Origin of the sequence: Oceanirhabdus seepicola, from assembly GCF_023684385.1 — a bacterium.
Classification (GTDB): Bacteria; Bacillota; Clostridia; order Clostridiales; family Clostridiaceae; genus Oceanirhabdus; species Oceanirhabdus seepicola.
Genome location: NZ_JAGSOJ010000002.1, coordinates 276,487 through 301,629, shown reverse-complemented (window position 1 = coordinate 301,629; position 25,143 = coordinate 276,487). Strand labels below are relative to the sequence as shown.

Annotated in this window: 21 protein-coding genes and 1 other annotated feature; of the genes, 2 read left to right on the top strand and 19 right to left on the bottom strand. The window is 29.5% G+C overall.

Annotation, left to right across the window (positions count from 1 at the left end; translation table 11 throughout):
* Positions 1–7: 7 nt before the first annotated feature.
* Positions 8–1,042, bottom strand: a complete 1,035-nt coding sequence (locus KDK92_RS09085) for a sensor domain-containing diguanylate cyclase (protein WP_250858922.1) — start codon at positions 1,040–1,042, stop codon at positions 8–10.
* Between the two features lie 336 nt (positions 1,043–1,378).
* Here KDK92_RS09085 and KDK92_RS09080 point away from each other — a divergent pair, with 336 nt between their 5' ends.
* Entirely contained in the window at positions 1,379–1,552 is a 174-nt protein-coding gene (locus tag KDK92_RS09080) for a hypothetical protein (RefSeq protein ID WP_250858920.1), read from the top strand.
* A gap of 114 nt (positions 1,553–1,666) precedes the next feature.
* Here the strand turns inward: KDK92_RS09080 and KDK92_RS09075 are convergent, their stop codons facing one another.
* The 11 genes from KDK92_RS09075 to KDK92_RS09020 form a co-directional block, all read right to left on the bottom strand.
* The gene (locus KDK92_RS09075; protein WP_250858918.1) at positions 1,667–2,491 is read right to left on the bottom strand and encodes an Mrp/NBP35 family ATP-binding protein; all 825 of its coding nucleotides are present in this window, start codon (positions 2,489–2,491) and stop codon (positions 1,667–1,669) included.
* A 12-nt stretch (positions 2,492–2,503) separates the two neighbouring features.
* Positions 2,504–3,322 carry a YhfM domain-containing protein gene (locus tag KDK92_RS09070; RefSeq protein WP_250858917.1) on the bottom strand — a complete coding sequence of 273 codons (819 nt, stop codon included), beginning with the start codon at positions 3,320–3,322 and terminating at the stop codon, positions 2,504–2,506.
* Between the two features lie 155 nt (positions 3,323–3,477).
* Positions 3,478–4,056 carry a PsbP-related protein gene (locus tag KDK92_RS09065; protein ID WP_250858916.1) on the bottom strand — a complete coding sequence of 193 codons (579 nt, stop codon included), beginning with the start codon at positions 4,054–4,056 and terminating at the stop codon, positions 3,478–3,480.
* A gap of 53 nt (positions 4,057–4,109) precedes the next feature.
* Positions 4,110–5,270: a hypothetical protein gene (locus KDK92_RS09060; RefSeq protein ID WP_250858915.1), complete on the bottom strand. Its 1,161-nt coding sequence runs from the start codon at positions 5,268–5,270 to the stop codon at positions 4,110–4,112.
* Positions 5,271–5,449: 179 nt separating this feature from the next.
* Complete coding sequence (gene rsmA / locus KDK92_RS09055; RefSeq protein ID WP_250858914.1) at positions 5,450–6,292, bottom strand: 16S rRNA (adenine(1518)-N(6)/adenine(1519)-N(6))-dimethyltransferase RsmA; 843 nt, start codon at positions 6,290–6,292, stop codon at positions 5,450–5,452.
* Entirely contained in the window at positions 6,276–6,836 is a 561-nt protein-coding gene (gene rnmV, locus KDK92_RS09050) for a ribonuclease M5 (RefSeq protein ID WP_250858912.1), read from the bottom strand. The genes rsmA and rnmV overlap by 17 nt, the downstream gene beginning before the upstream one ends.
* A gap of 298 nt (positions 6,837–7,134) precedes the next feature.
* Positions 7,135–8,184 (bottom strand): 3D domain-containing protein, encoded by a 1,050-nt coding sequence (locus tag KDK92_RS24525; RefSeq protein WP_276575933.1) that lies wholly within the window; start codon positions 8,182–8,184, stop codon positions 7,135–7,137.
* A gap of 168 nt (positions 8,185–8,352) precedes the next feature.
* Positions 8,353–9,117 (bottom strand): TatD family hydrolase, encoded by a 765-nt coding sequence (locus tag KDK92_RS09035; protein WP_250858911.1) that lies wholly within the window; start codon positions 9,115–9,117, stop codon positions 8,353–8,355.
* A gap of 22 nt (positions 9,118–9,139) precedes the next feature.
* Positions 9,140–10,654 carry a DUF445 family protein gene (locus KDK92_RS09030; RefSeq protein ID WP_250858910.1) on the bottom strand — a complete coding sequence of 505 codons (1,515 nt, stop codon included), beginning with the start codon at positions 10,652–10,654 and terminating at the stop codon, positions 9,140–9,142.
* Between the two features lie 602 nt (positions 10,655–11,256).
* On the bottom strand, positions 11,257–13,215 hold the full coding sequence (gene metG / locus KDK92_RS09025) for a methionine--tRNA ligase (RefSeq protein ID WP_250858909.1): 1,959 nt from the start codon (positions 13,213–13,215) through the stop codon (positions 11,257–11,259).
* A gap of 237 nt (positions 13,216–13,452) precedes the next feature.
* Positions 13,453–13,699, bottom strand: a binding site (T-box leader).
* A 38-nt stretch (positions 13,700–13,737) separates the two neighbouring features.
* A complete protein-coding gene (locus KDK92_RS09020) occupies positions 13,738–14,667 on the bottom strand; it encodes a DMT family transporter (RefSeq protein ID WP_250858908.1) in 930 nt (309 codons plus the stop codon).
* Positions 14,668–15,033: 366 nt separating this feature from the next.
* Here KDK92_RS09020 and KDK92_RS09015 point away from each other — a divergent pair, with 366 nt between their 5' ends.
* On the top strand, positions 15,034–15,228 hold the full coding sequence (locus KDK92_RS09015) for a hypothetical protein (protein WP_250858907.1): 195 nt from the start codon (positions 15,034–15,036) through the stop codon (positions 15,226–15,228).
* A 211-nt stretch (positions 15,229–15,439) separates the two neighbouring features.
* On the opposite strand, the gene KDK92_RS09010 is transcribed toward KDK92_RS09015, so the two are convergent.
* The 7 genes from KDK92_RS09010 to KDK92_RS08980 form a co-directional block, all read right to left on the bottom strand.
* On the bottom strand, positions 15,440–16,612 hold the full coding sequence (locus KDK92_RS09010; protein WP_250858906.1) for a hypothetical protein: 1,173 nt from the start codon (positions 16,610–16,612) through the stop codon (positions 15,440–15,442).
* Positions 16,613–16,713: 101 nt separating this feature from the next.
* A complete protein-coding gene (locus KDK92_RS09005; protein ID WP_250858905.1) occupies positions 16,714–17,232 on the bottom strand; it encodes a spore maturation protein in 519 nt (172 codons plus the stop codon).
* 9 nt (positions 17,233–17,241) lie between these two features.
* Positions 17,242–17,817, bottom strand: a complete 576-nt coding sequence (locus KDK92_RS09000) for a nucleoside recognition domain-containing protein (protein WP_250859906.1) — start codon at positions 17,815–17,817, stop codon at positions 17,242–17,244.
* 516 nt (positions 17,818–18,333) lie between these two features.
* On the bottom strand, positions 18,334–20,298 hold the full coding sequence (locus tag KDK92_RS08995) for a sensor histidine kinase (protein ID WP_250858904.1): 1,965 nt from the start codon (positions 20,296–20,298) through the stop codon (positions 18,334–18,336).
* A gap of 197 nt (positions 20,299–20,495) precedes the next feature.
* Complete coding sequence (locus tag KDK92_RS08990) at positions 20,496–21,386, bottom strand: YitT family protein (protein WP_250858903.1); 891 nt, start codon at positions 21,384–21,386, stop codon at positions 20,496–20,498.
* Positions 21,387–21,506: 120 nt separating this feature from the next.
* Positions 21,507–22,433, bottom strand: a complete 927-nt coding sequence (locus KDK92_RS08985; RefSeq protein ID WP_250858902.1) for a DMT family transporter — start codon at positions 22,431–22,433, stop codon at positions 21,507–21,509.
* A gap of 236 nt (positions 22,434–22,669) precedes the next feature.
* On the bottom strand, positions 22,670–25,015 hold the full coding sequence (locus KDK92_RS08980) for an ATP-dependent DNA helicase (protein ID WP_250858901.1): 2,346 nt from the start codon (positions 25,013–25,015) through the stop codon (positions 22,670–22,672).
* Between the last annotated feature and the right edge of the window lie 128 nt (positions 25,016–25,143).

Below are 25,143 nucleotides of genomic sequence, written 5' to 3'. Positions count from 1 at the left end.
TTAATCTTCACCGTGACTGTGACTCATTAGAATACTCATTAATATTAATCATAATTAATTTTTTATCCTTTTTATCTTTATACATCAATTCATCAACATCATGCATCAATGTTTCATAGCTCTTGTCTAAGTTATTCTCATCAATTTTTATTATTCCATAACTAAAACTTTTTACATTTGTCTTTATCATACAATCTTGTAACATATACTTTAAAGAATCTATCTTCTCTCCAATTTTACAGATATTTTCCCCTCTACAAAGAATAGCAAATTCATCTCCATATATTCTACTTACTACATTTTCTGAAAAATATTCTTTCAATAGATTTGCAAAATAACGAAGTGCCATATCTCCAAAGTAATGTCCTTTTTCATCATTTATATTCTTGAAGTTATCTATATCCATAAATATTAAATATAGTTCTTCAGAATCCTTAACGTTCTTTAGTGATTTTCTTAATATCTCAATCTCACTTTCAAGAATCTTCTTAAAAAGTCTCTTATTAAGAAGTCCAGTAAGCTCATCAATGTTTGCAAGTTGTGTAAGTTTCTCCCTCACATTATAGTTCTCAAATATACTATTCAAATCATATTTTATCTGTTCATATAAAAGTTTCGTTTGTCTATTTTTTTCAAATGTAACCCGCTCTGAGTCAAGATTCATTATTGCTATCACTTCTCCATTTACATGAATAGGAAAAGATATTGTAGATTTAATATTAAATCCACCTAAATCTTTGAGTTGATCGTATTTCATTTCATTTAATAATCCCTTATCCAACTTATCAATTCCTGTGAGTATAGCCGGTTCCTTGAAGTTATTTATCTTATATAAATACAATTCCTCTTTTTGGAATCTCAGATTTTTCAACTCTTCAGGATAACCTTTAATTGCAACATATTCAAACAACCCATCTTCATTTATCAATAATAGGCTTCCTCTAGTTGAAAACTTAATAAAATCTATAGCTTTTGTTAAGATTATTTCACATACTTCGTGCTTATTATCTAAATCTGAAATTTCTAAATGAATTTCTTTCATTAATCTTTTTAATTGTTGAATGCTAATCATGTTTCTCTTCAGTAATTTATATTTAAAATAATATATAATATTGCTTGTTATCAATAAAACACTTAATAATATTAATAATTTAAGAGCCACCAAAACACCTCATCAAAAAATATTTATGAATAATTTAATTAAATTTAGCTAATAATAAAGTTAAAATTTACAAGTATATATATATACATTTTAATATTATTCCTAAACTTTTTCAACTGTAAGGAAAAAAACGCATATTTTATTTACTTTTTATGTTAATGCTCACTTATATTTCAAACCTAGTTGTATGATATTTTAAAAAGGAAGGTTTTGCTTATGAAAGGAAAAATCATAGATAAAGATACTTTATTTGTTACTGTATTAATGGATGACAGTTCAACCCGTTCATTTCCTATCACTTGTCTACCTAAATCATCAACTTTGGGAGATGAAATTAATTTATATTCCTTAAGATCCCCATATCAAAATGATATATCGAATCTTATGTAACACGTATAAAAAGCACGCATTGCGTGCTTTAAAAATAAATGGATAATGTATAATGAAGAATGATGGATGCTTCATTTTCAAATTTTCTAAGATTAGATTTTCAACAGTCTAAAATTATACTATTTCATTTACTATCTTGTCATATTCAACATTATAGATAATATAGTCCTCTATTTCGCCTTTCTCCATACGTTCAATCAAATCTAGATCTACTGGTAGTTCTGCAAGAAGTTTAACTCCTAAATATTTAGCATGCTCCTCAGCAGGCTTTTTACTAAAGATTCTTGTCTTTTCTCCACAACTTCCACATTTTATGTATGACATATTTTCAATTACACCCATAACGTCTATATTCATTTTTTGAGCCATTGTTATTACTTTCTTAACAATCATTGAAACCATATCTTGAGGAGTAGATACAACAACTATACCGCTTAAATCTATACTCTGCATAACTGTAAGAGCAATATCCCCTGTGCCTGGTGGCATATCAATTAACAAATAATCTAGGTCGCCCCAATTTGTATCTCCATACATTTGATTTAGAACACCTGTGATCATAGGACCTCTCCAAATTACAGGATCATCTTCATTTTGAATTAATAAATTTAAAGACATTACTTTTATACCTGTCTTAGTTTCCACAGGTTCGAATTCTGCTTTATCTTCTCCCACTTGCTTTATAGTAGCTCTTTCCTCATTTATACCAAATAATCTTGGTATAGAAGGACCTGTTATATCGGCGTCTAAAATACCTACCTTATATCCACTTTTCTTTAAAAGTGTAGCTAAAAGAGTTGTAACCGTAGATTTTCCCACTCCACCTTTTCCACTTATAACACCTATTATATTCTTGATATTTCCTTTGTGCTCCATAATATTGCAATTTTCTTTACCAGAGCATGAAGATTTTTCACTACAACTATCACATTTACTCATAATATTTCCTCCTTAAAAATCACTTGGTTTTTTATCTTTATATACATTAATAACCCATTTTTTATTTTCATAATTCCCTAAAACGTAAAATTCTTTCAAAATATTCCCTTTTTGTTTAAACTCAATTTTCATCTTAATAATAGTTGATTTGTATCCAACTGTTGAAACAACCATATCAATAGCTGACGTTCCTAATTCTTGATTTAATACAACATTATCATACTTATTTTCTAGTGTTCCTTTAAATTCTTCTTCTTCTATAGATAATATAAATTTTGCAGATTCTCTATCTTTATTTAAATAAACATTTATTTTATCACTATCAAAAGATTCCCTATAAATATCTAAAACTTCAATAATGCTATCATAATATACACTGCTAAATTTAATTGGTGTTCTTATATTGAAAAAATTATCTAAAAGATCATTATCTAGTCTTTTAGAAACAATATACTTTTCATCTTCATTATAAAAATTTCCTTTATTTTCTTTATCTAATCCAGCAATATAATAATACTTTTCAACTTTATTTCCAGTAAGATGGAGCTCAAATATGAAATCTGGATTTAAAGTGGAACTTTCTTCTGCTCCCTTTGCTTTAGATAATATATCATATAATTCATCAAGAACAGTTTTATCTGTTATTATAAACTTGAAGTTTTTATCCCTTACACTTTGTATTACAACCTTTGTCACATTTCCTTCATTAATATATTCAAATCTGTCATTTTTAAATCCAACTTTAATAAATACATCATCTAAAACACCACAACTTGTAAATAAAACACAAGTTATTATTATCATTAAAATAAACTTAAATCTCTTGAACAAATTATTTTCCCCCCAAAGAATATCAAAACTATAAGATATACTTAACAATAAAAAAAATTCTAAGAATCTCTTACCTTAGAATTATAAATCACTTATTAAATTAAATCAATTAACATAAAATTAATTTTTAATATTTTTAACACTTTTTACATCTTTTATTGTAATTTTATTGTATCAGTTATCGCCTCAAATATTCTTTCAAAGTTTTTTTCATATTTTTCATCTGGAGCATAAAATGTTACAACCGCTCTATCCCCTTGGCTCTCTATGTAATATTGAACAAACTTCATTTGCTTATTATCAACAAAAGATTGCAACTTATATTTCACAAGATATCCTTTGTATCCATTAACCTTTATTGGTCTATAATTATATTCTTGCACTTTATTTTTATCTTGACCAAATGCGCTCACCACATCTTGCAATTCTCTATTTTTACTTTGCAGCTGTATATATCCACCTATAGAGCTTTCTCTATCATAAAACTCACTGTGATATATTACCTTCTCTACATTTATTTTTTTTTCCGTATTACCCCAGTTTTCAGGTAATTTATATACTATTCTCATATTGTCATCATTATATTCTTTAAGCTTATAAATGTTATTTTCATTCAATGATGCTACTTTCAATTTTTCATGAAATCTACTCTCTAATCCAAACATTACAATCATAAAAAGAATAACAGTTAGAATGATTGTAACCTTTTTACTATAAATAAATATTACTCTCAACTTTCATCCTCCTCTTTGTAAATATAAAACTGCTCATTTGCGAGCAGTTTTAATTATTTATTTTTCTTTACTGGCACAACTACTGTGGAATTTCTTACATCATAAAACATTAACCAGTATCCATTATTAGGTTTGTTCTCTGTAGAAACCCATGTTACATATCCTGTTTTTCCACCAAACGGTTGCTCTTCTTTTGCCTTATCTCCCGGCACACCATAGATTATATATTGTAATTTACCTTTTTCATTGCATTTATATCCTACACAGAAATGGTTATATTTTTGAATATAAGCATAATACATCATCATTGGATGGTATATAACTGCATACCTATCGTAGTCTGACATATCATACATATCGTCTATTGACGATATCTTTACTGAATACCAATTACAATATTTTAATTCTTTTGTGATATCCTCTTCTTTTTCAAAGCATTCTACTAATGATTTAAAGAAATCTCCAATCATCCCAAGTGGGAATTCTTCTTTGTTTAATTGTTTTGATAATTCATTAATTGATTCACACATGTAATCATCTTGTTTTTTATCTGTTTTACATTTATCACGTGATCTTATGTCATTATTTTTATTGTTGTCATTTTCAATGTCGTCATTTTCTTTGTGTTCATTTTCAATGTCATCATTTTCTTTGTGATTATTTTCTTTGTGATTATTTTCTCTGTCAGCCTTTACACTGTCACTATGTGCACTATCGTCATTTCCAATATTTTCTTCATATTGTTCGTAAATATTTTGTTCTTCTGTTTCCTCTTCTCTCTTATCTTTCATTATTGAGTAGTTTTTCCATTCCTTAGGTATCTCAGCTGATGTGAATCCCGCCATAATTGAAACAACATTACCATCTACTATCTTTGCTATAGCAGCTCCAATTATTTTATCCATACCTATGTGCATGTTTGCGATGTCATCCATGTCATACTCATTCACTAAATCAATTCTACCATGCTCATCAACCATTACTTTAGTAATTGGCAATAAACTTTTCACGTCTTTCTTATTACAAACTAAGATTAGATGATACGGTTGTTTTTCCATACTCAAGTTCTGTGCATAGTAAGAAATTTTGCACTTATTATTTTTCTTTTCTAATTTAACATAACCTGAAGGACTTTTTTCCGTATCAAGAGAGAAGCCTTTTTCATCTTCTTGCAAAATTATAAAATATCGACTGTAATTTTTTTTAGGTGCCAACTTAAGAACCTCCAAACATTTAAACTTATTCTTTATACTATATGTATTAGGGTTCTTAAAATATCACAAAGAAAATAAAAAAAGTGGTTTCATTTATGAAACCACTAAAAAAAGCACGGATAACCGTGCTTTTGGAAACAAATGTATAATGTAAATTTTCCATTCTCCATTAAGATTTTTTAAAGTTTAGTTTTTTTATAAATACAATTAGCTAATGTAGCAAACTCTTCAATACTAAGAGTTTCCCCTCTTCTTTTCATATCTATGTTAGCCTCTTCAAATGCTTCTATTAGTCTTTCCTTTTCTAATCCTAAAACCTTCATGCAATTCCATAAAGTCTTTCTTCTCATTTGGAAAGCTTGCTTAACAACTTTAAAGAAGAATTTTTCATCATCCACTTCAACCTTTGGCTTTTCTAATTTATCAAGTTTTATTACAATAGAATCAACTTTTGGTTGTGGTATAAAACATCCTGCTGGTACTCTTTTTACGATACTTGTATCACAGTAATATTGTGCAAATACTGAAAGTGCTCCATACGCCTTTGTTCTTGGTACACCATTGATTCTCTCAGCAACTTCTTTTTGTATCATTATTGTAAGAGATTTAAAATTATATCCCTCAGTTAAAAACCTTGATATTATTGGTGTAGTAACATAGTATGGAAGGTTAGCAACAACTTTTACACTTTGTTCATCCCCAATTATTTCCTTGAAGTTCACTTTTAAAGCATCACCGTGAATTAATTCAAAATTTTCACAGCTTCCAAGCTCTTGTTCTAAAATAGGAATCAACTTATCATCTAATTCTATTGCACAAACACTCTTAGCTTTATTTATCAATCTACAAGTCAAAACTCCCACTCCAGGACCAATCTCAATAACAAAGTCATCTTTATCCACTTCAGCGCCTTCTACAATAGCATCCAGTACACTATCATCTGTTAAAAAGTTCTGACCCAAGCTCTTTGTAAATTTAAATCCGTATTTTTTTACCAAATCTACACTAGATAATATCTCCATATTCCATCTCCTTGTTCATTTTATTTATGGATTCAATAAATTCTTCTCTCTCTATTCCATAGTTATTTAACTTAGTAAGAAACCCATTCGTATTTGAATATCCTATTCCTAGTATTTTACCTAATCTTTCTCTTCTCTCTTTAGCCTTTTGGTCAGCTGTGAGTTTAAAGAACATCATATCATCTATATTAAAGTATTCTCTTTTATCGCTTATTTCACACTTAGCTTTTTTCAATGCTTCAATTATTACTTCTGGTTCTGCATTCTCTACTCCAATATCATCATCTTTCGTACCATCTTCTCTAGAAATATAAGCATGCTTTATACCTTGCACTCTTTTTGAAATTATTTTTCTAATTTTATCTCCCGCAAAGTCAGGATCCGTAAGTACAATAACTCCACATCTCTTCTGCGCTTCTCGAATTTTATTGATAACTTTAGCATTTATACCAAATCCACCTACTGCAATCATCTCAGCATCTACTGCTCTTTTTACCGCTGTTATATCGTCACGACCTTCAACTACTATTACTTCTCTAATCATCTATTTTAGTTCAACCTCCGACATACTAATATTTGTATATATTTCAAATTTAAAAACTTATTTTATTCAAGAAATTCTAAAGTATTATAAATTTATTTAAAGAACAATTGACAAAGAACAGAGAACAACTAATGATACATTTTTTCTCACATTAGGAATAAAAATAACCAAATTTGTTCTTTATTCTTTTTTCTTTATTCTCTAGTTTATCCATATCTATATATAATACCATAAACACACAAAAAAACTAGAGCATGGCTCTAGTTTTTTCCTATCAACTCTTGATAAGTGAAACTTATCAACGTTGAATATCTTCTAAAATATAGACATTTACATGTCTAACTCCCCAATTGAGAGTATCAGAGTATTTATGGACATAAACATCAATTTTATTGCCCTTAATAGCTCCACCTACATCCTCTGCTATTGCTAGACCATATCCTTCTACATAAACCTTTGTACCTAAAGGAATTACTCTTGGATCTACAGCTATTGTGCTCATTCCATTTGGATTTCTCTTTGCTCTTGTACCCACTGCTGTTGCTCCAAGATACGGATCATCTGGGACCCCTTGACTATTCACATCTGCAGTATATGCAGTAGCTCTAACTTGAATTATTGATGAATAATAAACTGTTTCACCATTAGGAACTTCCATCTTAGTTAAGGTTCCAACATCAACCACTTCGCTAACAGATTCTTTCATGATTGTTTCCTTTAAAATAACTTGATCCACAATCTCACCGTCTTCTAATGTAAGTTCTTTCACAACTTCTTTCTCACCAATTCTACCCTGGCTAACAAGCTTTTGTTCACCTTTAACCATCCTGTCATTAGGTTGTTCAATCGTAATATACTCTACTGGTAAATTTTGAGCTTGTTTAACTTTAACAACCCTTTTAACCTGTATAGTCATATCTTCATAAACTTTTGTATCTAGCGATGGTGTAACTTTATCAAGTTCACCTATTTCAATCCCCTCCGCATTAAAAAACTCTCTTACTGTTCCCTCTGCAGTGAAAATCACCTTCTCTTCGCCATCAGCTTTAAAACTTACATCTACGGCTCTTTTAATGGTTATTAAATCTCCATTTTGAAGGCTACTGTTTAATCCAACAGACATCTTATCTTTATTATTTAATTTTATTCCACTACTTTTCAGGATTGAATTTGTTTTACTCATAAATGTCACAATCTTTTTCTCTTCATTGTCTATAACTATAGTTACTTCCTTTTTAAAACTCAATACTATTGTAAATATCAAGCTAAAAACTAATAATCCAACGAACAATATTTTGGGGAAATTAAAGGAGATTTCCTCCTTTTTATTATATACGTTTAATCCCATGCTTTACCTCCTTAAAGAGCACAAAATTTCACTGCCACACTTCTTGCATCATATGCATAGGCAGTTCCTCTCTTTGAAGGATTGCGTGTCTAACAATATTAAAATATATGCACCACAATCTCCTTTTATATCAATAAATACTCTTTATTTATTATAATTGTTTCCAAATTATGGTATTTTAATCATATTTTCTATATTTTTTTTAGTTACTCTTTCCACTTCATCATAAGATATTTCTTTAATAGAACTTATTTCTTCAATTATGAATTTAATATAATCAGATTTATTTCTTTTTCCTCTATTTGGTGATGGCGCCATGTAAGGACAATCAGTTTCAACTAATAACCTATCCATAGGTATTTCTTTCACAACTTCCTTTAATTTTTTTGAATTTTTAAATGTTACAACACCTGTTACTCCTATGTAGTATCCAAGTTTTACACATTCTTTAGCAAATTCAACACTTCCAGAGAAACAATGAACTACTCCAGTTACATTAGGAAACTCTTTTATGATTTCTAATGTATCTTTGTGAGCTTCTCTATCATGAATTACCACTGGCATATTTAACTTGTCTGCCAATGCCATCTGTTCTCTAAATACTTTTTTCTGAACATCCTTTGGTGGGTTTTCTTCCCAGTAATAATCAAGTCCTATTTCTCCTATAGCTTTCACCTTATCATCTTGAGTATACTCTTCTATTTCTTTTAAAATTTCATGATTATACTCATCAGCATTTTCTGGATGTATCCCAACTGCAGCATAGAAAAAATCATATTTTCTTGCAAGTTCTACTGAACTTCTCATACCCTTAACTGAAGAACCGCAGTTAAGAACTCCTACTACACCACTTTCTTTTATTTCTTTTATAACACATTCTCTATCCTGATCGAATTTTTCATCATCGTAGTGTGCATGTGAATCAAATATCATGTACTCTCCTCCTACATAGTTCTTAGATACTTCCTACAACCTGTGAGATAACACCCATTGCAAATCCAAGTAGCGCTCCAAACCAAGTTATAGCTTTCAATTCTTTACTAGCTATCTCTAGTATTATTTCTTCCATCTCAGCCATTTCAAATTCATGTATCTTCTCTTCAACAACTGCTGGTATATCAATCATCTGAGTAATTTTCGCTGAATTATTCTCCATAAATCCTTTATATAAAGCAACAGTTTCAATTTCTATTGCTTCAGCCATTCCATTGTTCTTTTCAAGTATCTCACCTATATGTATAGACTCAATAAGCTCCATAATTTTTATCACAGATTTTTCTATGTAGTTATTTTCTTCTACTTTTTTAATAATACTCTCAAAGATTTTTTCAATATATCTATCAATATTTTCTAACGCTTCTTCATCTATCTTCTCAACAAATTCTTTAAGAGTTATATCTTTATCAAAAGAATTAAGGAATCTGTTAAATAAATCATCAATTGTCTCATTATTAATAAAATTATCCAGTAATATGCTGCTAACCTCGTGGATTATACTCTTTATTTTATCTTGACCATATTTTTCTACAATCTCTCCAACTGTATTATCCAACAAGTTTTTGATTTCATTATTTACTAGACCAACAATCATCATTCTATTTTCATCTTCTTCTAAATAACTATTTAATGTACTTATTATAAGAGGATAAATTGATTCACCTTTCACAAACATAGCTATCATAGGACTTAATTTTGTATTAACTAGATCATTTATACTACTAATTATTTCTTCTTTTACAGACTCTTTTTCAAGAGCATTTATTATTTTACTACATATCTCTTCTCTATTATTCTCTACAAGCGAATAAATTGTTTCTTGAGTACTCTCAGGTATTATCTGATTCAATTTTTTTAAGGTATTTATATCATCATTTATGAATGAAACCATAGCATTACTTATAGTTACTTTTATATCATCAGATTCTTTAATACCCTTTATCTTTTTAAGAGCATAATCTTGAAACTTAATTGATAAATCATGTTTAATGATATCTTCAATCTTAATACTAATCAATTTCTCAATCTCACCTTTTATTATTTTAAAAAGCTTAGCTCTTGTTTCTTCATTATCGAGAACCTTTTTTGAATAACCCACAGTAAGATTTACCACATATTCTTTTAAACCCTCATATCTCTTTCCTATCATCTTCTTCAATAATGTTTTTAATGTTTCTTTTTTTTCTATCAATTCTTTAATTTTAATATTCATCCAGGTTCTTATTGCATTATCAACCTTTTCACCACAAAGATGTTCCTGTATGGTCTCCTCTGTTAATAAATGATCTCCTATACCGTTACCAACACTTTTGGCAATTCTTGCTTTTTCTTTTGGAATTAACCCCGGTGTGAATGGTACTTTTATTCCCATTATTCTTACTTCTTTATATGGTCTAAAAAGCATCTTTATTGCTAACCAATTGGTAACATATCCTATAAGTGCCCCTATCAAACCAGTTAATAATATTTTCATATATATCACCTTCACATTTTTTTTCTATCTAAACACCTATTATAAAAGGAATAAAGAGAAATTTCAAACTTTTCGACTAAAATATACATTTTTTTAATAATCTTGTAACACTATTATTAGTTTATTCTAAAATAAAAATATATTTTTCATTAACTAAAAAACAGCTAAAATTAAATACTTTTAAAAGAAGTTGAGAGTTGTGAGTGGAGAGTGGAGAACGTAGGATGTTTCTGCTTTAGGGCAGAAACTATATCTTGTTGTTCTATAGAACAAGATATTTTCTACTCATTTTATCATGTGATAAAATATCGTATTTCAAGTACAATGTTTCATTTTTAATGAAACGAGTAAACACCTTTTGTTCAAGAAACAATAAAATTAAAATTTCACGGAGTGAAATGTCAAGCGTTCTCAACTCTCAACTCTCCATTCTCAACTTTAAAAGTTATCTCTCTGGAAATTTATTATATAATTTAACAAATGTATTAACCCTTAAGATCTCACAAATATTTGGTCCTTTTATATATACGGTTAACCGAAAAGAACAGTTTCATGTAAGTTATTCACACTCTTACTTAAACTGTTCTTAATGGAATATTATTTTATTTTATCATACTTCCTGTAGGAAGTTCACCATCTATCGTTACTGTTAATAACTTACTATCGTCATTAGTAGCTGCACTCAATATCATGCCTTCTGATAGCTCTCCTCTTAGTTTTACTGGTTTCAAGTTAGCAACAACCACAACATATTTACCTATAAGCTCTTCTGGCTTGTAATGTTGTGCTATTCCTGAAATTACCTGTCTCTTTTCTCCACCCACATCTAACTGGAATTTTAATAATTTTTTAGTCTTCTTAACGGGTTCACATTCTAAAACCTTAGCCAATCTTAAATCAACTTTATCGAAATCATCAATTGTTATTTCTTCTTTTAATGGAAGCATCTCTTGTTTTTCTTCTGCTTTGTTAGCTACTTCTGCTAATTTTTTTTGTTCTTCAGCAATCTTAGTTAGCTCTTCCATCTTCTTTTCAACGTCTATTCTAGGGAATATTACACCTTTTTTCTCTACCTTTGTTCCTGCTTTAGTTCCATCGAATGATGCTAAACTATCCCAAGCAGTATATTCCACATTAAGTTGTTCATTTATACTTTCACTTGTCTTGGTTAAGAAAGATGATAACAATACTGAAGTAAATCTTAATGATTCAGTAAGATTATAAAGAACTGTAGCTAATCTATCTTTTTTACTTTCATCTTTACCAAGTATCCATGGAGTTGTTTCATCAATATATTTGTTGGTTCTTCTAATTAAAGTCCAAATATGATCAAGTGCTCCTGGAATTCTTAAATTATCAATTGCTTCCTCAACTTTTTTAGGAGTCTCAAGTGCAAGAGTTATTAATTCATCATCCACTGGTGCTTTTTCTACTGGTGCAGGTATTTCACCACCAAAATATTTTTCAATCATAGTAACTGTTCTTGAAAGTAAGTTTCCAAGGTCGTTTGCTAAATCTGAGTTAGTCTTTTTGATGAATATCTCATTGCTGAATATACCATCTGAACCAAATGGTATTTCATGAAGAAGGTAATATCTTACTGCATCTACACCAAAATGATTAACTAATACTTCTGGGTCTACAATGTTTCCTTTAGATTTAGACATTTTCCCGCCTTCTAGCATTAACCAACCATGACCAAATACTTGTTTAGGAAGCTCTATGTCTAATGCCATAAGCATAATTGGCCAATAAATTGTATGGAATCTTAATATATCTTTACCTATTAAATGTACATTTGCAGGCCAATATTTATCCATTAAATCACAATCATTATTCTCATATCCTAAAGCCGTTATATAGTTTGAAAGAGCATCAATCCAAACATAAACAACATGCCCTGGATCAAATTCTACTGGCACTCCCCAGTCAAAACTAGTTCTAGATACGCAAAGGTCTTGTAGTCCTGGTCTTAAGAAGTTATTTAACATTTCATTTTTTCTTGACTCAGGTTGAATAAACTCTGGATGTGTCTCAATATATTCAATTAATCTATCTGCATACTTAGACATCTTAAAGAAATAAGCTTCTTCTTTAGCCTTCTCAACAACTCTACCACAATCTGGACATTTGCCATCATTTAATTGAGTATCTGTCCAGAATGACTCACACGGTGTACAATACCACCCTTCATATGCATCCTTATAAATATCTCCTTGATCATAAAGCTTCTTGAATATCTTTTTTACAGACTCCTCATGGTATTCATCTGTTGTTCTAATAAATTTATCATACTTTATATCCATAAGCTTCCAAAGTTCCTTGATTCCATCAACAATCTCATCAACATATGCCTTTGGAGTAATCCCTTTTTCTTCTGCTATTCTCTGAATTTTTTGTCCATGTTCATCACTTCCTGTAAGGAACATAACATCATAACCTGTTAATCTTTTAAATCTAGCAACAGCATCTGCCGCTACAGTTGTGTATGTATTACCTATATGTAATTTTGCTGATGGATAGTAAATCGGTGTAGTAATATAATAAGTTTTCTTATCCATTTTCTATTCCTCCCGTTATATAAAAATTTTATTAAACAAATAAATGTGCTCACAGCGTTAGATAAAAAACATAATTGAGATGAAAAACTTTTAAAAGAAATGAGTTACCTTTAATTATCAAAGAAACAACATAAAATTATAATTTCTCGAAGAGAAATGTCACTCATTATCCATTCTCCATTATCAATTATACATTTTCTTTTATTTTTCAAATAAAAGAAGCCTCTAAGCATTCCGCTTAGAGGCATATAATATGCGTTACCACTCTAATTCATCCTTATCTCACAACAAGAACCTTAATAAGTAACTTAAGACTGTTTAAAGTTACTTTGCATTTTAACGTTTGCAAACCCGTATCTATCTACTCATTTTTCAATAGATATGCTCTGAGGCCATGTTCATAGACTTCCATATTGTCAGCTTTCACCTACCCTGACTCTCTTTTAATATTTTCATCTACTACTCTTCTCTTCATCGCAACCTTTTTTATTAAACTTGATTTTTATGATATTACAATACCATCTATCTGTCAATAGTATTGGCCATTTTTTTGTTTTTATTCAAAGTTAAGAACTTGGTTCCTAGTTCTGATATTAATATTGAAACAAAGATTAAAACACATCCTATTATCATTTTCACTGTCAGTGCTTCATTCAATATTATAACAGCAAATATTGCGCCAAATAATGCCTCTAAACACATTATTAAAGCTGCATGTGTTGAATAAGTATACTTCTGTGCTACATTTTGAATCAAGAATGCCAAAAATGTACTTAATACTGCTAAATACAAAATAGGTATCATTGCTTCCTTACCAAGTTGTGTAGGTGTTTGCTTTAATAGAATCATGCATATAAATGATAGAATACCACTTACTCCTAATTGAATAACTGTTAGAATAATAGGATCATGCTTTTGTGCGTAATGTCCAACTGCTACTATATGCGCTGCAAAAAGCAATGCACAAATTAAGGTTAGGCTATCCCCTTTATTTATAAAACTTTCCCCTACTGTTGCTTCTCCGCTCAAAGTAAGAAACCAAATTCCTCCTAAACACAAAAATGCAGCTAAAATATTATAGACTTTAGGTCTCTTTTTTGTAACTATCCAATATAAAAACGGAACCATAACTACATAGACTGCTGTAACAAATGATTGTTTACTAGCTGTTGTGTATTGTAATCCTATTGTCTGAAAAGCAAATGCCAAAAATAATATTATTCCTATTATTATACCTGCCTTAAGACTCTCCTTATCAATCTTCTTTATTTTTTTCCAAAAGAAAATTCCCATAAACAATGTAGCAATGGCGAACCTCATTGTCATAATGAAGTATGGTGATGTGCTGTCTAATGCATCCTTTACAGCAACAAATCCCCCTCCCCATACGGCAGCTACTATCAATAGTGCCAAATCTGCTAATATAACCTTATTCTTCTCAATTTTCCCCATATTTACCTCCCCATTAATTATAATAAATTTTTTATTTTAAAACTTTTTTTACTAAAGAAATTCAAAAGTAATATTATATTATTGAACGAATAAAGAATAGAGAATAAAGAACAAAATTTCTTTTCTGTTCTTTGATATTTCTTCTTTATTATCTTTAGTATACTATATTACTAATACTATAAGAATTATAAAATACCCAAAAATTCACCATTTGAAACTGTATTTTTTACAAATTCATTGATACAATACTTCCTTATCATATGAATAGTTATTTATTTAAATATGCCTTAAATTGAATTAACCTCCCATATGTTTCACAACTATAGAATATTAGCATATTTTAGAAGTGTAATGAAGTAAAATGAGGTGAACACTATGAAAAAAAATGAAAATACCATTAAGGAAGAAGATATCAATTATAAAGCTATGTATACATTTTTAATTGACGGTTTAAAAAATGCAGTCTTGGAAGTTAATTCATCTGATTATAGTAAAAAGTCTTTGGGAAGATTCAAAGACAAAGTAGAAAGATTACTTTATAATTGTAAGGATCTACATTAAAAAATGAACCTCCTATACTATAGGAGGTTCATCAGACTGTTTAAAAAGCCCACTATCGACGTCACTAAGGCTCTCTTCGCTACTCAAGTATTTATCTATACACTTCGCTGTTCCTTCGCCTAGCTCTTTGATCTTGAACTTTTTAAACCGCCTGACATTCTAAAAACAAAAACAGATTAAGAACAATATATCGTAACTTTGTCAACATATTCTATTTTATCTTTTCCCGTACTATATTTGCCGCATCTCTTATCTTATCAAATTCGCCATTGTCCATATAACTATCTAATATATCTAATATTATAAGTATTGATTTCTTATGTTCATTATCTGAAATATGAATATCTTCAATAAATGCTTTTATAATTTTGCTTCTATTCTGATACAGAAAATCATCTTTTTCACATGAATATTTTTCATCAATAAAATTATTCTTAAAGAGTTTATTCATATCATTATGTGAAAATTTCAGACTCTTGACTAAAGAAATAAATGATTTATCAGTTTCTTTATTACTAAAAGATTTCTGATCTAATGCTAACTTGACCTCATTTCTTATGATATCTATATCTTCTGAACCTTGAATTACATTTTTATATATTTCCAATGCTTTGTCATTTTCATTCAATTTCATACATATTTCAGCTTTAAGTATATAAACATTCTTTTTTCTATGGGAATTTGGTTCATTTTCAAGAAACTCTATACATAAATCAACAAATTCTTTAGCCATAGGATATTGATTTTCTTTATAGCTTGCCAATGTTAATGTGTGAATCAAATCATAATAATATTCTCTATTTAATTGAGCTTGTTTGATTATTCTATGGGCTTCTAAAAGTACCTCTATAGCCTGTTCTTGATTACCCTCTATATAATAACATTTACCTAAGAAATAATATACGTCTGCAAGTTTTTCATCATTTTTTTCTAAACCATTAGAAATACAATTTTCAAAGTGTACTATTGAATCCATATATTCACCATTATTAAAAAATAATTCCCCAAAATGTTTCTCAACCTCTGTATTCAAATCAGAATCAGATACATTACCAATCATTTGGATTACTTCATTGTACACCTCTTTAATTTCCTTGTTGCTTTTCACTCTCTTGATTCTTTCATCACATAATTTTATAATATACTCTTTATCGGACATCATCAAATCTCTTATTGATAAATTTAAGGACATGTTTTTTTCATTTGATATCTTATTTAAATTGTGTACCAATATACTTGCTGTAACTGTAGATAACGGCACTCTCCCCCGTTCTATAAGGCTAATAAGATTTGATGATACCTTATTATCAGCCAATTCCTTTTGAGATATCCCCAATATTTTTCTGTAATGTTTCAATCTTTCTCCAACGCCCAAAACATGCACCGAATCACCCCCCCTCTTTAATTATACAAATTAACAAAAGAAAAATAAAGGTAATTCATGTCGAACCTTTCCTTTTTCTGAAAATTCCGCCTTAACCTCACTTATTTTAGGAATAACTTTACTATATTCACAGCTGCAATAATAGCTGCAATATCCGCTAACAAAGCTGCCCATAGTGTATGTCTTATTTTCTTTATTTTAATTGACCCAAAATATATTGAAATTGTATAAAAAATAGTCTCCGTTGTTCCCATTACAACAGCCGCACATATGCCAATATATGAGTCTACTCCAAAAGTATTAATTATTTCTGTAAGGGTGCCTAATGCCCCACTTCCCGATATTGGTTTTATTAAAACTAAAGGCATTATTTCTTTAGGTATACCTAAAATGTATGTAAATGGCGACAGTATCTTCTCAATGATATTCATCATTCCTGATGTTCTAACTAAAGTTACAGCAAAAATCATAGCTAATAAATATGGAAATATTCTATATGCAATTTTCAATCCATCTCTTGCACCTTCAACAAAAGCCTCATAAACTTTAACTCCTTTTATTATTCCATATATAAGAATGAATAATATAAAGACTGGAATAAATAACATTAACCCTTTCATATTTTATATTTAAAAATACCTTTCCAAAATTTTACAACTACCAATTCCCACCAAAGCTGCGATAGATGTTGATAAAATAGCTGGTAATATAATGAAGGTTGGATTTGTTGAGGAGGCTGCACTTCTAATAGATATTATCGTTGTAGGTATTATTTGAATACATGCTGCATTCATCACTAAGAATAAAACCATATCATTTGTAGCCCTATCTTTTATAGGATTATGTTTTTGCATTTCTTCCATAGCTTTTATTCCAAAAGGTGTTGCTGCATTAGATATTCCAAACATATTAGAAGTGAGATTCATAACAATTGCTCCTAATGCTTTTTCCTCTCTGCCTTCTTTTTTAAATAAAAACATCAATATTGGTTTAAGTAACTTTGCAATACTTTTGGTTAATCCACTTTTTTCAGCAATATTAAGCATTCCATTCCAAAAACACAAGAATCCAGTTAATGCAATTATAAGTTCAATAGTAGATTTTGCTGAAACTGTTATTGCATCAATGGTTATTTGTGTGGTTCCGGTCAAAAATGTACATAATATTCCTAGCACAATTAAACTGAACCATATCTTATTAATTATTTTTTTCTCCCCCATGTGTATTGTTTGGCATGTGAAAATAAATACCAAGTCAAAGATGCGAAGTATACTGACTTGTTATTTATTTGACCTTGCCTTATATCTTAATTTATGAGACAAGCACTCCAACTATAACCCTTAAATATAAATTTAAGAACAAAAAAATACATGTGGATGTTGAAAAATTTTTGTTTAATAAAACTTGAAACAAATGGATAATTGATAATGTAGAATGGAGAATGGAGAATGATGGATTCTTCTCACTCGTGTGAGAAGCTACATTTTATTGTTCTTTAGAAGAATAGAATTTTACTCATTTTATCTTAAGATAAAATGTTGTATTTGAAATAAAAATATATTTTCTTAATAACTAAAATTTTTAGTATCAAAAAAGTTGGTGATATATTAAAACAATCACCAACATCTTTCTTTTATCTTTAATATAAATTATTCTATTTCAAGTACAATTTTTCATTCAAAATGAAACGAGTAATCCTTTTAGCTACGCGCAGCAAGTGCTTACCATTGAGCATAAATATCTGAAAATTGTATATCTATTGATTCAATTAAACTCCTTGAAGCTCTATTTACATGTAATGAGTTATCAAATAGATCATTTAATTCTTTATCATCAATTGGTAACTCTATAATAAATTTTGTTCCGATTCCTTCTTCACTTATAACTTTTATATTTCCTTTATGAAGTTCTACTAATTCTCTCACTAGGGATAATCCTATCCCGCTCCCCTCTTTATTCCTTGATAAGGTTTTATCAACTTGCACAAATCTATCAAATATTACTTTTTGTTTATCCTTTGGTATTCCTATTCCATTATCTTCAACTTCAATAATAATTTTATTATTTGTATCAATTATATTTACGTTAATCTCGCCACCAGCATTGGTGTATTTAGCTGCATTAGATAATAAATTCAGTATAATTCTCTCCACAATACTCATATCAAAGAGCATCATTCTCTCTTCCACATTAGTATCAAATATTAATTTTAGATTCTTACTAGCAATATACTCTCTTACTGATATCGTAACATCTTCAATAAATTCTACTATATTTCTTTTCTTTAAATCCAATAACATATGACCTGCATCAATTTTGGTCATATCCAATATATTATCAACCAATTTAATTAACCTAAAGCAGTTCTGCTTTGATAAGTATGTATATCTTTTTAAATCATCTTTATTTAACTTATCTTCATTAAATAATGTTTCTACAAGTTTCATTGCAGTCATAATAATGTTTATTGGTGTTCTAAATTCATGAGATATATTTGCTAAAAATTCATTTTTTAATTCGTCATATTTTTTAGCTTCTACCAATTTCAGAGTCTTTTCTCTAACTCCCTCTTTAAGCAATCTTACTTTATTTCTCTCGGCAATATCCCGACTAATGTTTATTACGAATTTCCCTCCTCCAATAAAGTACGAAACTGCTGTAGTTTCTAGTTCTAATAATTTGTTATCAATCTTCCGTATACACTTTTTCTCCAACCCAGATATTTTTCCAATCCTTTTCAACTTATCCATTTGTTGCTGATATTTACTTTGATACTCTGGTAATATAGACCATAGTTCATTCAAATTTTTATTTTGTATTTCTTCAAACTTATTATAACCAAACATTTTTAAGGCTGCATTATTAGCAAATACAATTCCATCTTCCCCATAAGCATATAGTGGATCAGGCATAACCTCAAATAGTAGCTTGTAACGTTCTTCACTTTCTTTCAGCTTTTCTTCCATTACTTTTCTTGCTGATACATCTTGACCAATCGCGACTTCTATATTACGTTTTTCAAGTTCAATTTTACCAATTCTAAATTCTATCCATTTTTCAATTTCATCATCTCTTTTAACTTGCCCTTCAAATATTTCTTCAACAAAATCATTTTTAGGTATATCTATATTATTTATTATTTTGAAAAAATCCTCACGTTTCTCACTTTTTAATTGGCTTGTTGTATATTCAAACATTTTATTAGCAACTTCATTAGCATAAATAATTTCATCATTCACAGAAAGAATTACACTGGCATCCCCAATTTTAGTAATAGTTTCAAAATTCAAATATGCTGTTTTACCATTATCAAATTTTTTTATCATGAGCAGTTCTAAATTATCAGCTAATTCATTGAAGTCCATAATTAATTTCATTTTTTCTTGCAAATCGATTTCTTTGTTTTCTATAATTTTAAAAGTCTCTTTTTTTAAACATTTAAAAGCAAAAATGACTTCTTCATAGATTATTTCATTTTTTGATTCATTTTTAATATTCAACAACCTTCTCAGAAAATCATCTAGTATTATTTCCAAAAACACATTCATATCTGTATCGCTTTTTATTTTTTCAAGTACTTCTTCTATATTCCATTTTAGTCCCTTATCTTTTGTCCATCCACTTCTAGTATTATCAAAAATATCTTTACTATTTAAAAATAAAAACTCCTTCAAATCAATACTCATTTTAACCCCACTTTTTCAAAATTTCCTAAGTTTTCATTCATATATCTTCATATATATCCGATATATCCCATTGATATAATACAACACTTCGCTTTAATAGTAAATACCATTATATGTTGTTTTTATAAGAAATATAACAAAAAAAATGTAAAGACTCGCTTTACATTTTTCCTATTTTTTATCAATTTTAAATTAGATTAAACTAGAGTATTCGTATCTTCAATGAATCCTTCCCCTAAAACTTCTCTAACATTAGTAATTGTAATAAAGGCTTTCTCATCAATATTTTTAACAACCTGTCTCACTGAATGTATCTCTTTTTTAGATACTACTACAAATAACATATCTTTATCTTTCTTAGTATACATTCCTTTTGCTTTTATCCCAGTAGCTCCTCTTTTTACGTTTTCTAAAAGTTCTCGTGCAATCTCATCACTCTTATCAGAAATAATAAATGCAGCTATAGCAAAATGCATACCTTCTAGTAAACTATTCACAACCTTAGTAACAACATATACACATATTACTGCATACATTGCCTTTCTTGCTCCAAATATGAAAAATCCCATAATAATTATACTTGAATCAACAACCATCATTAACTTTGATATTGGAAATTTCTCATACTTATATTTTATTATAGTTGCTAACATATCCGTACCACCAGTTGTAGCAGATGCCCTAAGAACCAATCCTAAACCTACTCCAATAAGCGCTCCTCCAAATATAGCAGCTAATAACAAGTCACTTTCAGCGGAAAATGGATTCGGAATAAAGGCTGTATACCAAAGGGCGATACTTAGGTATATTGCTGAAAATAATGATTTTTTTCCAAATGATATTCCTCTTTGTTTAATAGCTATAGCAAATAACGGAATATTTATCGCAAAGTTAGTTAACCAAATTGGGATAGCCACATTTAAATATGTCTTACTTAAATACTCAACCATTATAGCTACACCAGTCACCCCTCCAGTTACTAATTTAGACGGTGCAAGAAATAAATTAATTCCTAAAGCCAAAATAGTTGTACCTATTAATATTAATATATAATCTTTTAATTCTTTATTGTTATTCAACTTTTCCATACTTTCACCTCAAATAAGCATATTCACATTTTGTCTTTTTATGTAATACAGCTCTGATATTTTAACATTTTTCATCATTTAGTACAACAAATTTTATTTGTTACTTTTAAAAATTATTTTCTATTTTTCTCTACTTATAGGTTTCTTATTAATCAATATTATTCCTGATGCTACAAATAACAATGCACATATAACATTTAAAGTTATATTATTTTCCCCTAAAAATATTATGGAAAGTATACTTCCAGAAACAGGAACCATAAATTTGTACATTGAAACCTCTCCCGCTTTGTTATATTTCAATAAAGAATACCATATAGCAAAGGCTATTGCCGAAAGTAAAGCTGCATATATAAATAATCCTGTGGCAAGTGGAGTAAACTTCAACGCTCCCTCTTGCATCTTAGGTACTCCATATATCAATAACATTGTAGCTCCTAAAAACATTTGCCATGATGTTACCACAAATGGATGTAATTCAGTAGATAGTTTCTTAGCTAAAAAAGTACCAAACGAACTTACAAATGCAGCTATTATAAGGAATCCTTCACCATTGAATTTGAAATCAAAGTTTAAGTCTCTGCCCCAATTTACTAATATTATGCCTATAAGTCCTGTAACTAGCCCTATGATTTTCTCTGTAGTAAGCTTGTCATTCTTATAAATAAAATGTGCCATTATGACCACAATGAATGTACCGGATGAAGATAATATTGCGCCTTTCATTCCACTTGTGTTCGCAAGTCCATTATAAAAGAAAAAATATTGCAATGATGTTTGTAATAAACCCAGAACAAATAGATATCCAAAATCTTTCATGGTTATCTTAATACTTTTCTTAAATATAAAAATAGTCATCAAGAATAAAAACATTGATGCTAAGAAAAATCTCATACCGGCAAATACAATCTTACTATTGTAATCCATCGGAGCCATATTCAACTCTCCATAGCTTATCTTCAATACTGGGAAAGCACTTCCCCACAAGATACATGCTACTAAAGCTAATACGGGCACATACTTCTTATTCTTAAATATACTGTCCATAAAACACCTCCACTTTTCCTATATTTAGAGCCTCAAAGGGTATTTCCTCCAAAAAAAAGCATAATGAGAAAACCCCATCACACTAGTTTAGCATATCGCCCGATTTAAGACGCATATTTAATTACAATTAAACATTAACATATGTAATTGTAAGAAGCAAGTATCTATATTATATTTTTGCAACTAACTCATGAATCAATTCACAAGTATGCAAGGCAACTTATCAACATTAATTCTTATGCCCAAAATACACTTAATTCATCTTCAAGGTCATCTTTATCTGCTATCCTATGATAATGGCTCCATTCTTCAGGAAATAGACTTTTATAACCCCCATATGAAAACCTTTCATCTATTAGAAGAACCACTCCCTTGTCCTCTTCTGTTCTTATAACCCTGCCTGCTGCTTGTAGCACCCTATTCATACCTGGATAAACATAAGAATAATTGAAACCATTCTTACCCTTATCATTAAAATGTTGCTTAATAATATCTCTCTCAAAGCAAATCTGTGGTAATCCTACCCCTACAATTATTGCTCCTGTCAATCTATCTCCTGTTAAATCTATTCCCTCTCCAAAGATTCCTCCCATAACAGTAAAAGCTGCCATTGAACACTCTCTTTCTTTATCAAACTCTTCAAGGAATTCTTCTCTTTCTCTCTCATTCATACTCACATCTTGAACGATTACATCAACCTTATGATTAAACCCAGCCATATTTAATATCTCTAAAGCATCATTCATATATTTATATGAAGGGAAGAATATCATATAATTTCCCTTTTTACTTCGGACCACGTTCATTATTTCATTGCATAATTGGAGAATAGTCTTCTCTCTTGCTCTATATTTAGTTGAGATTTTATCATTAACTAATAAACATAGATTTTTCTGGTCAAAAGGAGATTCAAGTGATAATCTTAATGACTCCTCATTTCCTCCTAATAACTTCATATAATAATCCAATGGAAGCAGTGTAGCAGAGAATAATATAGTACTTCTCACCATCTTCATCTTCTCCTGTAACACCTTTGAAGGATCAAGACAAAAGAGTTTTATTTTAATATCCTGTCCTATTTTTTCATAGTAAGTAACATAGTTTCCATCATAAAACTCCCAAGTTCTTACCATTCCTACTGCCTTAAAATAGAACTCCATAAATTCATCAAAGTATTCCTTATTTGCTCCGTTTTCTAAGACCTCTTCACTTTGATCTATAAACCTAGTTAAATATGGATATAACATATCAGGAGCTTCCTTTTTTAATACTACCCCATCTGATTCTTCACATTCTTTTCTCGCTTCAATCATAAATCTATTTATCTTATTTAACGCTTTAACAACATTAGGAAAGTCGTCTTTTATTTTCTTTCTAATCTCTAGAATTGGCTGTTTATATATCTCCGCTGAATACATTTCTCTCGCTCTATCTACAAGGTTATGTGCTTCATCAACTAGAACAGCATAATTTTTTTTACTATCTCCAAAGAACCTTCTTAAGAATGTCCGAGGGTTATATGCATAGTTATAGTCACATATAATCACATCACTCCACTCTGCTAATGACAAAGAGTATTCAAATGGACATAGTTTATGTTTTTCACTATACTCTAAAATTTTATCTCTATCAAAAGAATCCTCATTTGTGAATATTTCCTTTATTGCTGGCTTCAATTTATCAAAGAAACCTTTAGCGTATTCACATTCTTCTGGATCACATTTCTTTGTATTATCAATACATATCTTATCTTTTGCAGTTAAGGTGAGGGTTTTTAACCTAAGTCCCCCTCTTCGCATTTTGTGGAACGCATCTTCAGCTGCAGTTCTAGTTATTGTTTTAGCCGTAAGATAAAATATCTTTTCAAGCCCTTCTTCCCCCATATATTTCAATGTTGGGAAAGCTGTTCCTAATGTTTTCCCAATTCCAGTAGGTGCTTTCAAAAACAACTTTTCTTTTTCCTTCAAAGCAGTATAAACACTCACTGCTAACTTTCTCTGACCTTTTCTAAATTCACCATATGGGAATTGTAGCTCTTCTATAGTTTCATCTCGTAACTTTATCCACCTATCAATTTTTTCAGCCCATCCTAGATATTCTTCAATTAATCCAATAAAATCATTTTTTAGTTCCTCAATCGAAAAACTCTTTTTAAATCTTATTATTTTTTCTTGCTCTAATTGATAATATGTAAGCTGTATATCTATAGTTTCAATTTCATTCTTAAGTGCAAAAATAAACCCATATCCTTTAGCCTGTGCCCAATGCAATGGATTCATATCCTCTGTTATTTCCTTTAAAGGTTTAGTTGTTGATTTAATCTCATCAATAGTACACTTATCACCTTCTCTTATAATACCGTCAGCTCTTCCGCTAACCTCAACCTGAAGTTCTTCCCCTTCATAAACATACTTCAACATAACCTCAGAATCATAATTATCTCCACTGCTACTCTGAATTAGTTTATGAATTCTAGTACCTTCAACAGCTCTGGCATTATTCATTCTTACCATATCAAGATCTCCTGAGGACATTACAAATTCAACTAAGTTCCTAACCGAAATTTTTATCATATTTTTCATATCATTCAACTACTCCAATTTCTATTTTCATAGAGTTTTAGGCGTATGAAAATAAATAGCATGTCAAAGATGCGACAGATATTTTGCATCAGACGATGAGTTAGGTTCTACTGATAGTTACTCTATCA

Excerpts from the sequence above, each read along its gene's own strand:
- KDK92_RS09085 (WP_250858922.1), bottom strand. The coding sequence starts at position 1,042 with ATGAAAGAAATTCATTTAGAAATTTCAGATTTAGATAATAAGCACGAA.
- KDK92_RS09080 (WP_250858920.1), top strand. The coding sequence starts at position 1,379 with ATGAAAGGAAAAATCATAGATAAAGATACTTTATTTGTTACTGTATTA.
- KDK92_RS09075 (WP_250858918.1), bottom strand. The coding sequence starts at position 2,491 with ATGAGTAAATGTGATAGTTGTAGTGAAAAATCTTCATGCTCTGGTAAA.
- rsmA (WP_250858914.1), bottom strand. The coding sequence starts at position 6,292 with ATGGAGATATTATCTAGTGTAGATTTGGTAAAAAAATACGGATTTAAA.
- rnmV (WP_250858912.1), bottom strand. The coding sequence starts at position 6,836 with ATGATTAGAGAAGTAATAGTAGTTGAAGGTCGTGACGATATAACAGCG.
- KDK92_RS24525 (WP_276575933.1), bottom strand. The coding sequence starts at position 8,184 with ATGGGATTAAACGTATATAATAAAAAGGAGGAAATCTCCTTTAATTTC.
- KDK92_RS09035 (WP_250858911.1), bottom strand. The coding sequence starts at position 9,117 with ATGATATTTGATTCACATGCACACTACGATGATGAAAAATTCGATCAG.
- KDK92_RS09030 (WP_250858910.1), bottom strand. The coding sequence starts at position 10,654 with ATGAAAATATTATTAACTGGTTTGATAGGGGCACTTATAGGATATGTT.
- metG (WP_250858909.1), bottom strand. The coding sequence starts at position 13,215 with ATGGATAAGAAAACTTATTATATTACTACACCGATTTACTATCCATCA.
- KDK92_RS09020 (WP_250858908.1), bottom strand. The coding sequence starts at position 14,667 with ATGGGGAAAATTGAGAAGAATAAGGTTATATTAGCAGATTTGGCACTA.
- KDK92_RS09005 (WP_250858905.1), bottom strand. The coding sequence starts at position 17,232 with ATGAAAGGGTTAATGTTATTTATTCCAGTCTTTATATTATTCATTCTT.
- KDK92_RS08995 (WP_250858904.1), bottom strand. The coding sequence starts at position 20,298 with ATGAGTATTGATTTGAAGGAGTTTTTATTTTTAAATAGTAAAGATATT.
- KDK92_RS08990 (WP_250858903.1), bottom strand. The coding sequence starts at position 21,386 with ATGGAAAAGTTGAATAACAATAAAGAATTAAAAGATTATATATTAATA.
- KDK92_RS08985 (WP_250858902.1), bottom strand. The coding sequence starts at position 22,433 with ATGGACAGTATATTTAAGAATAAGAAGTATGTGCCCGTATTAGCTTTA.
- KDK92_RS08980 (WP_250858901.1), bottom strand. The coding sequence starts at position 25,015 with ATGAAAAATATGATAAAAATTTCGGTTAGGAACTTAGTTGAATTTGTA.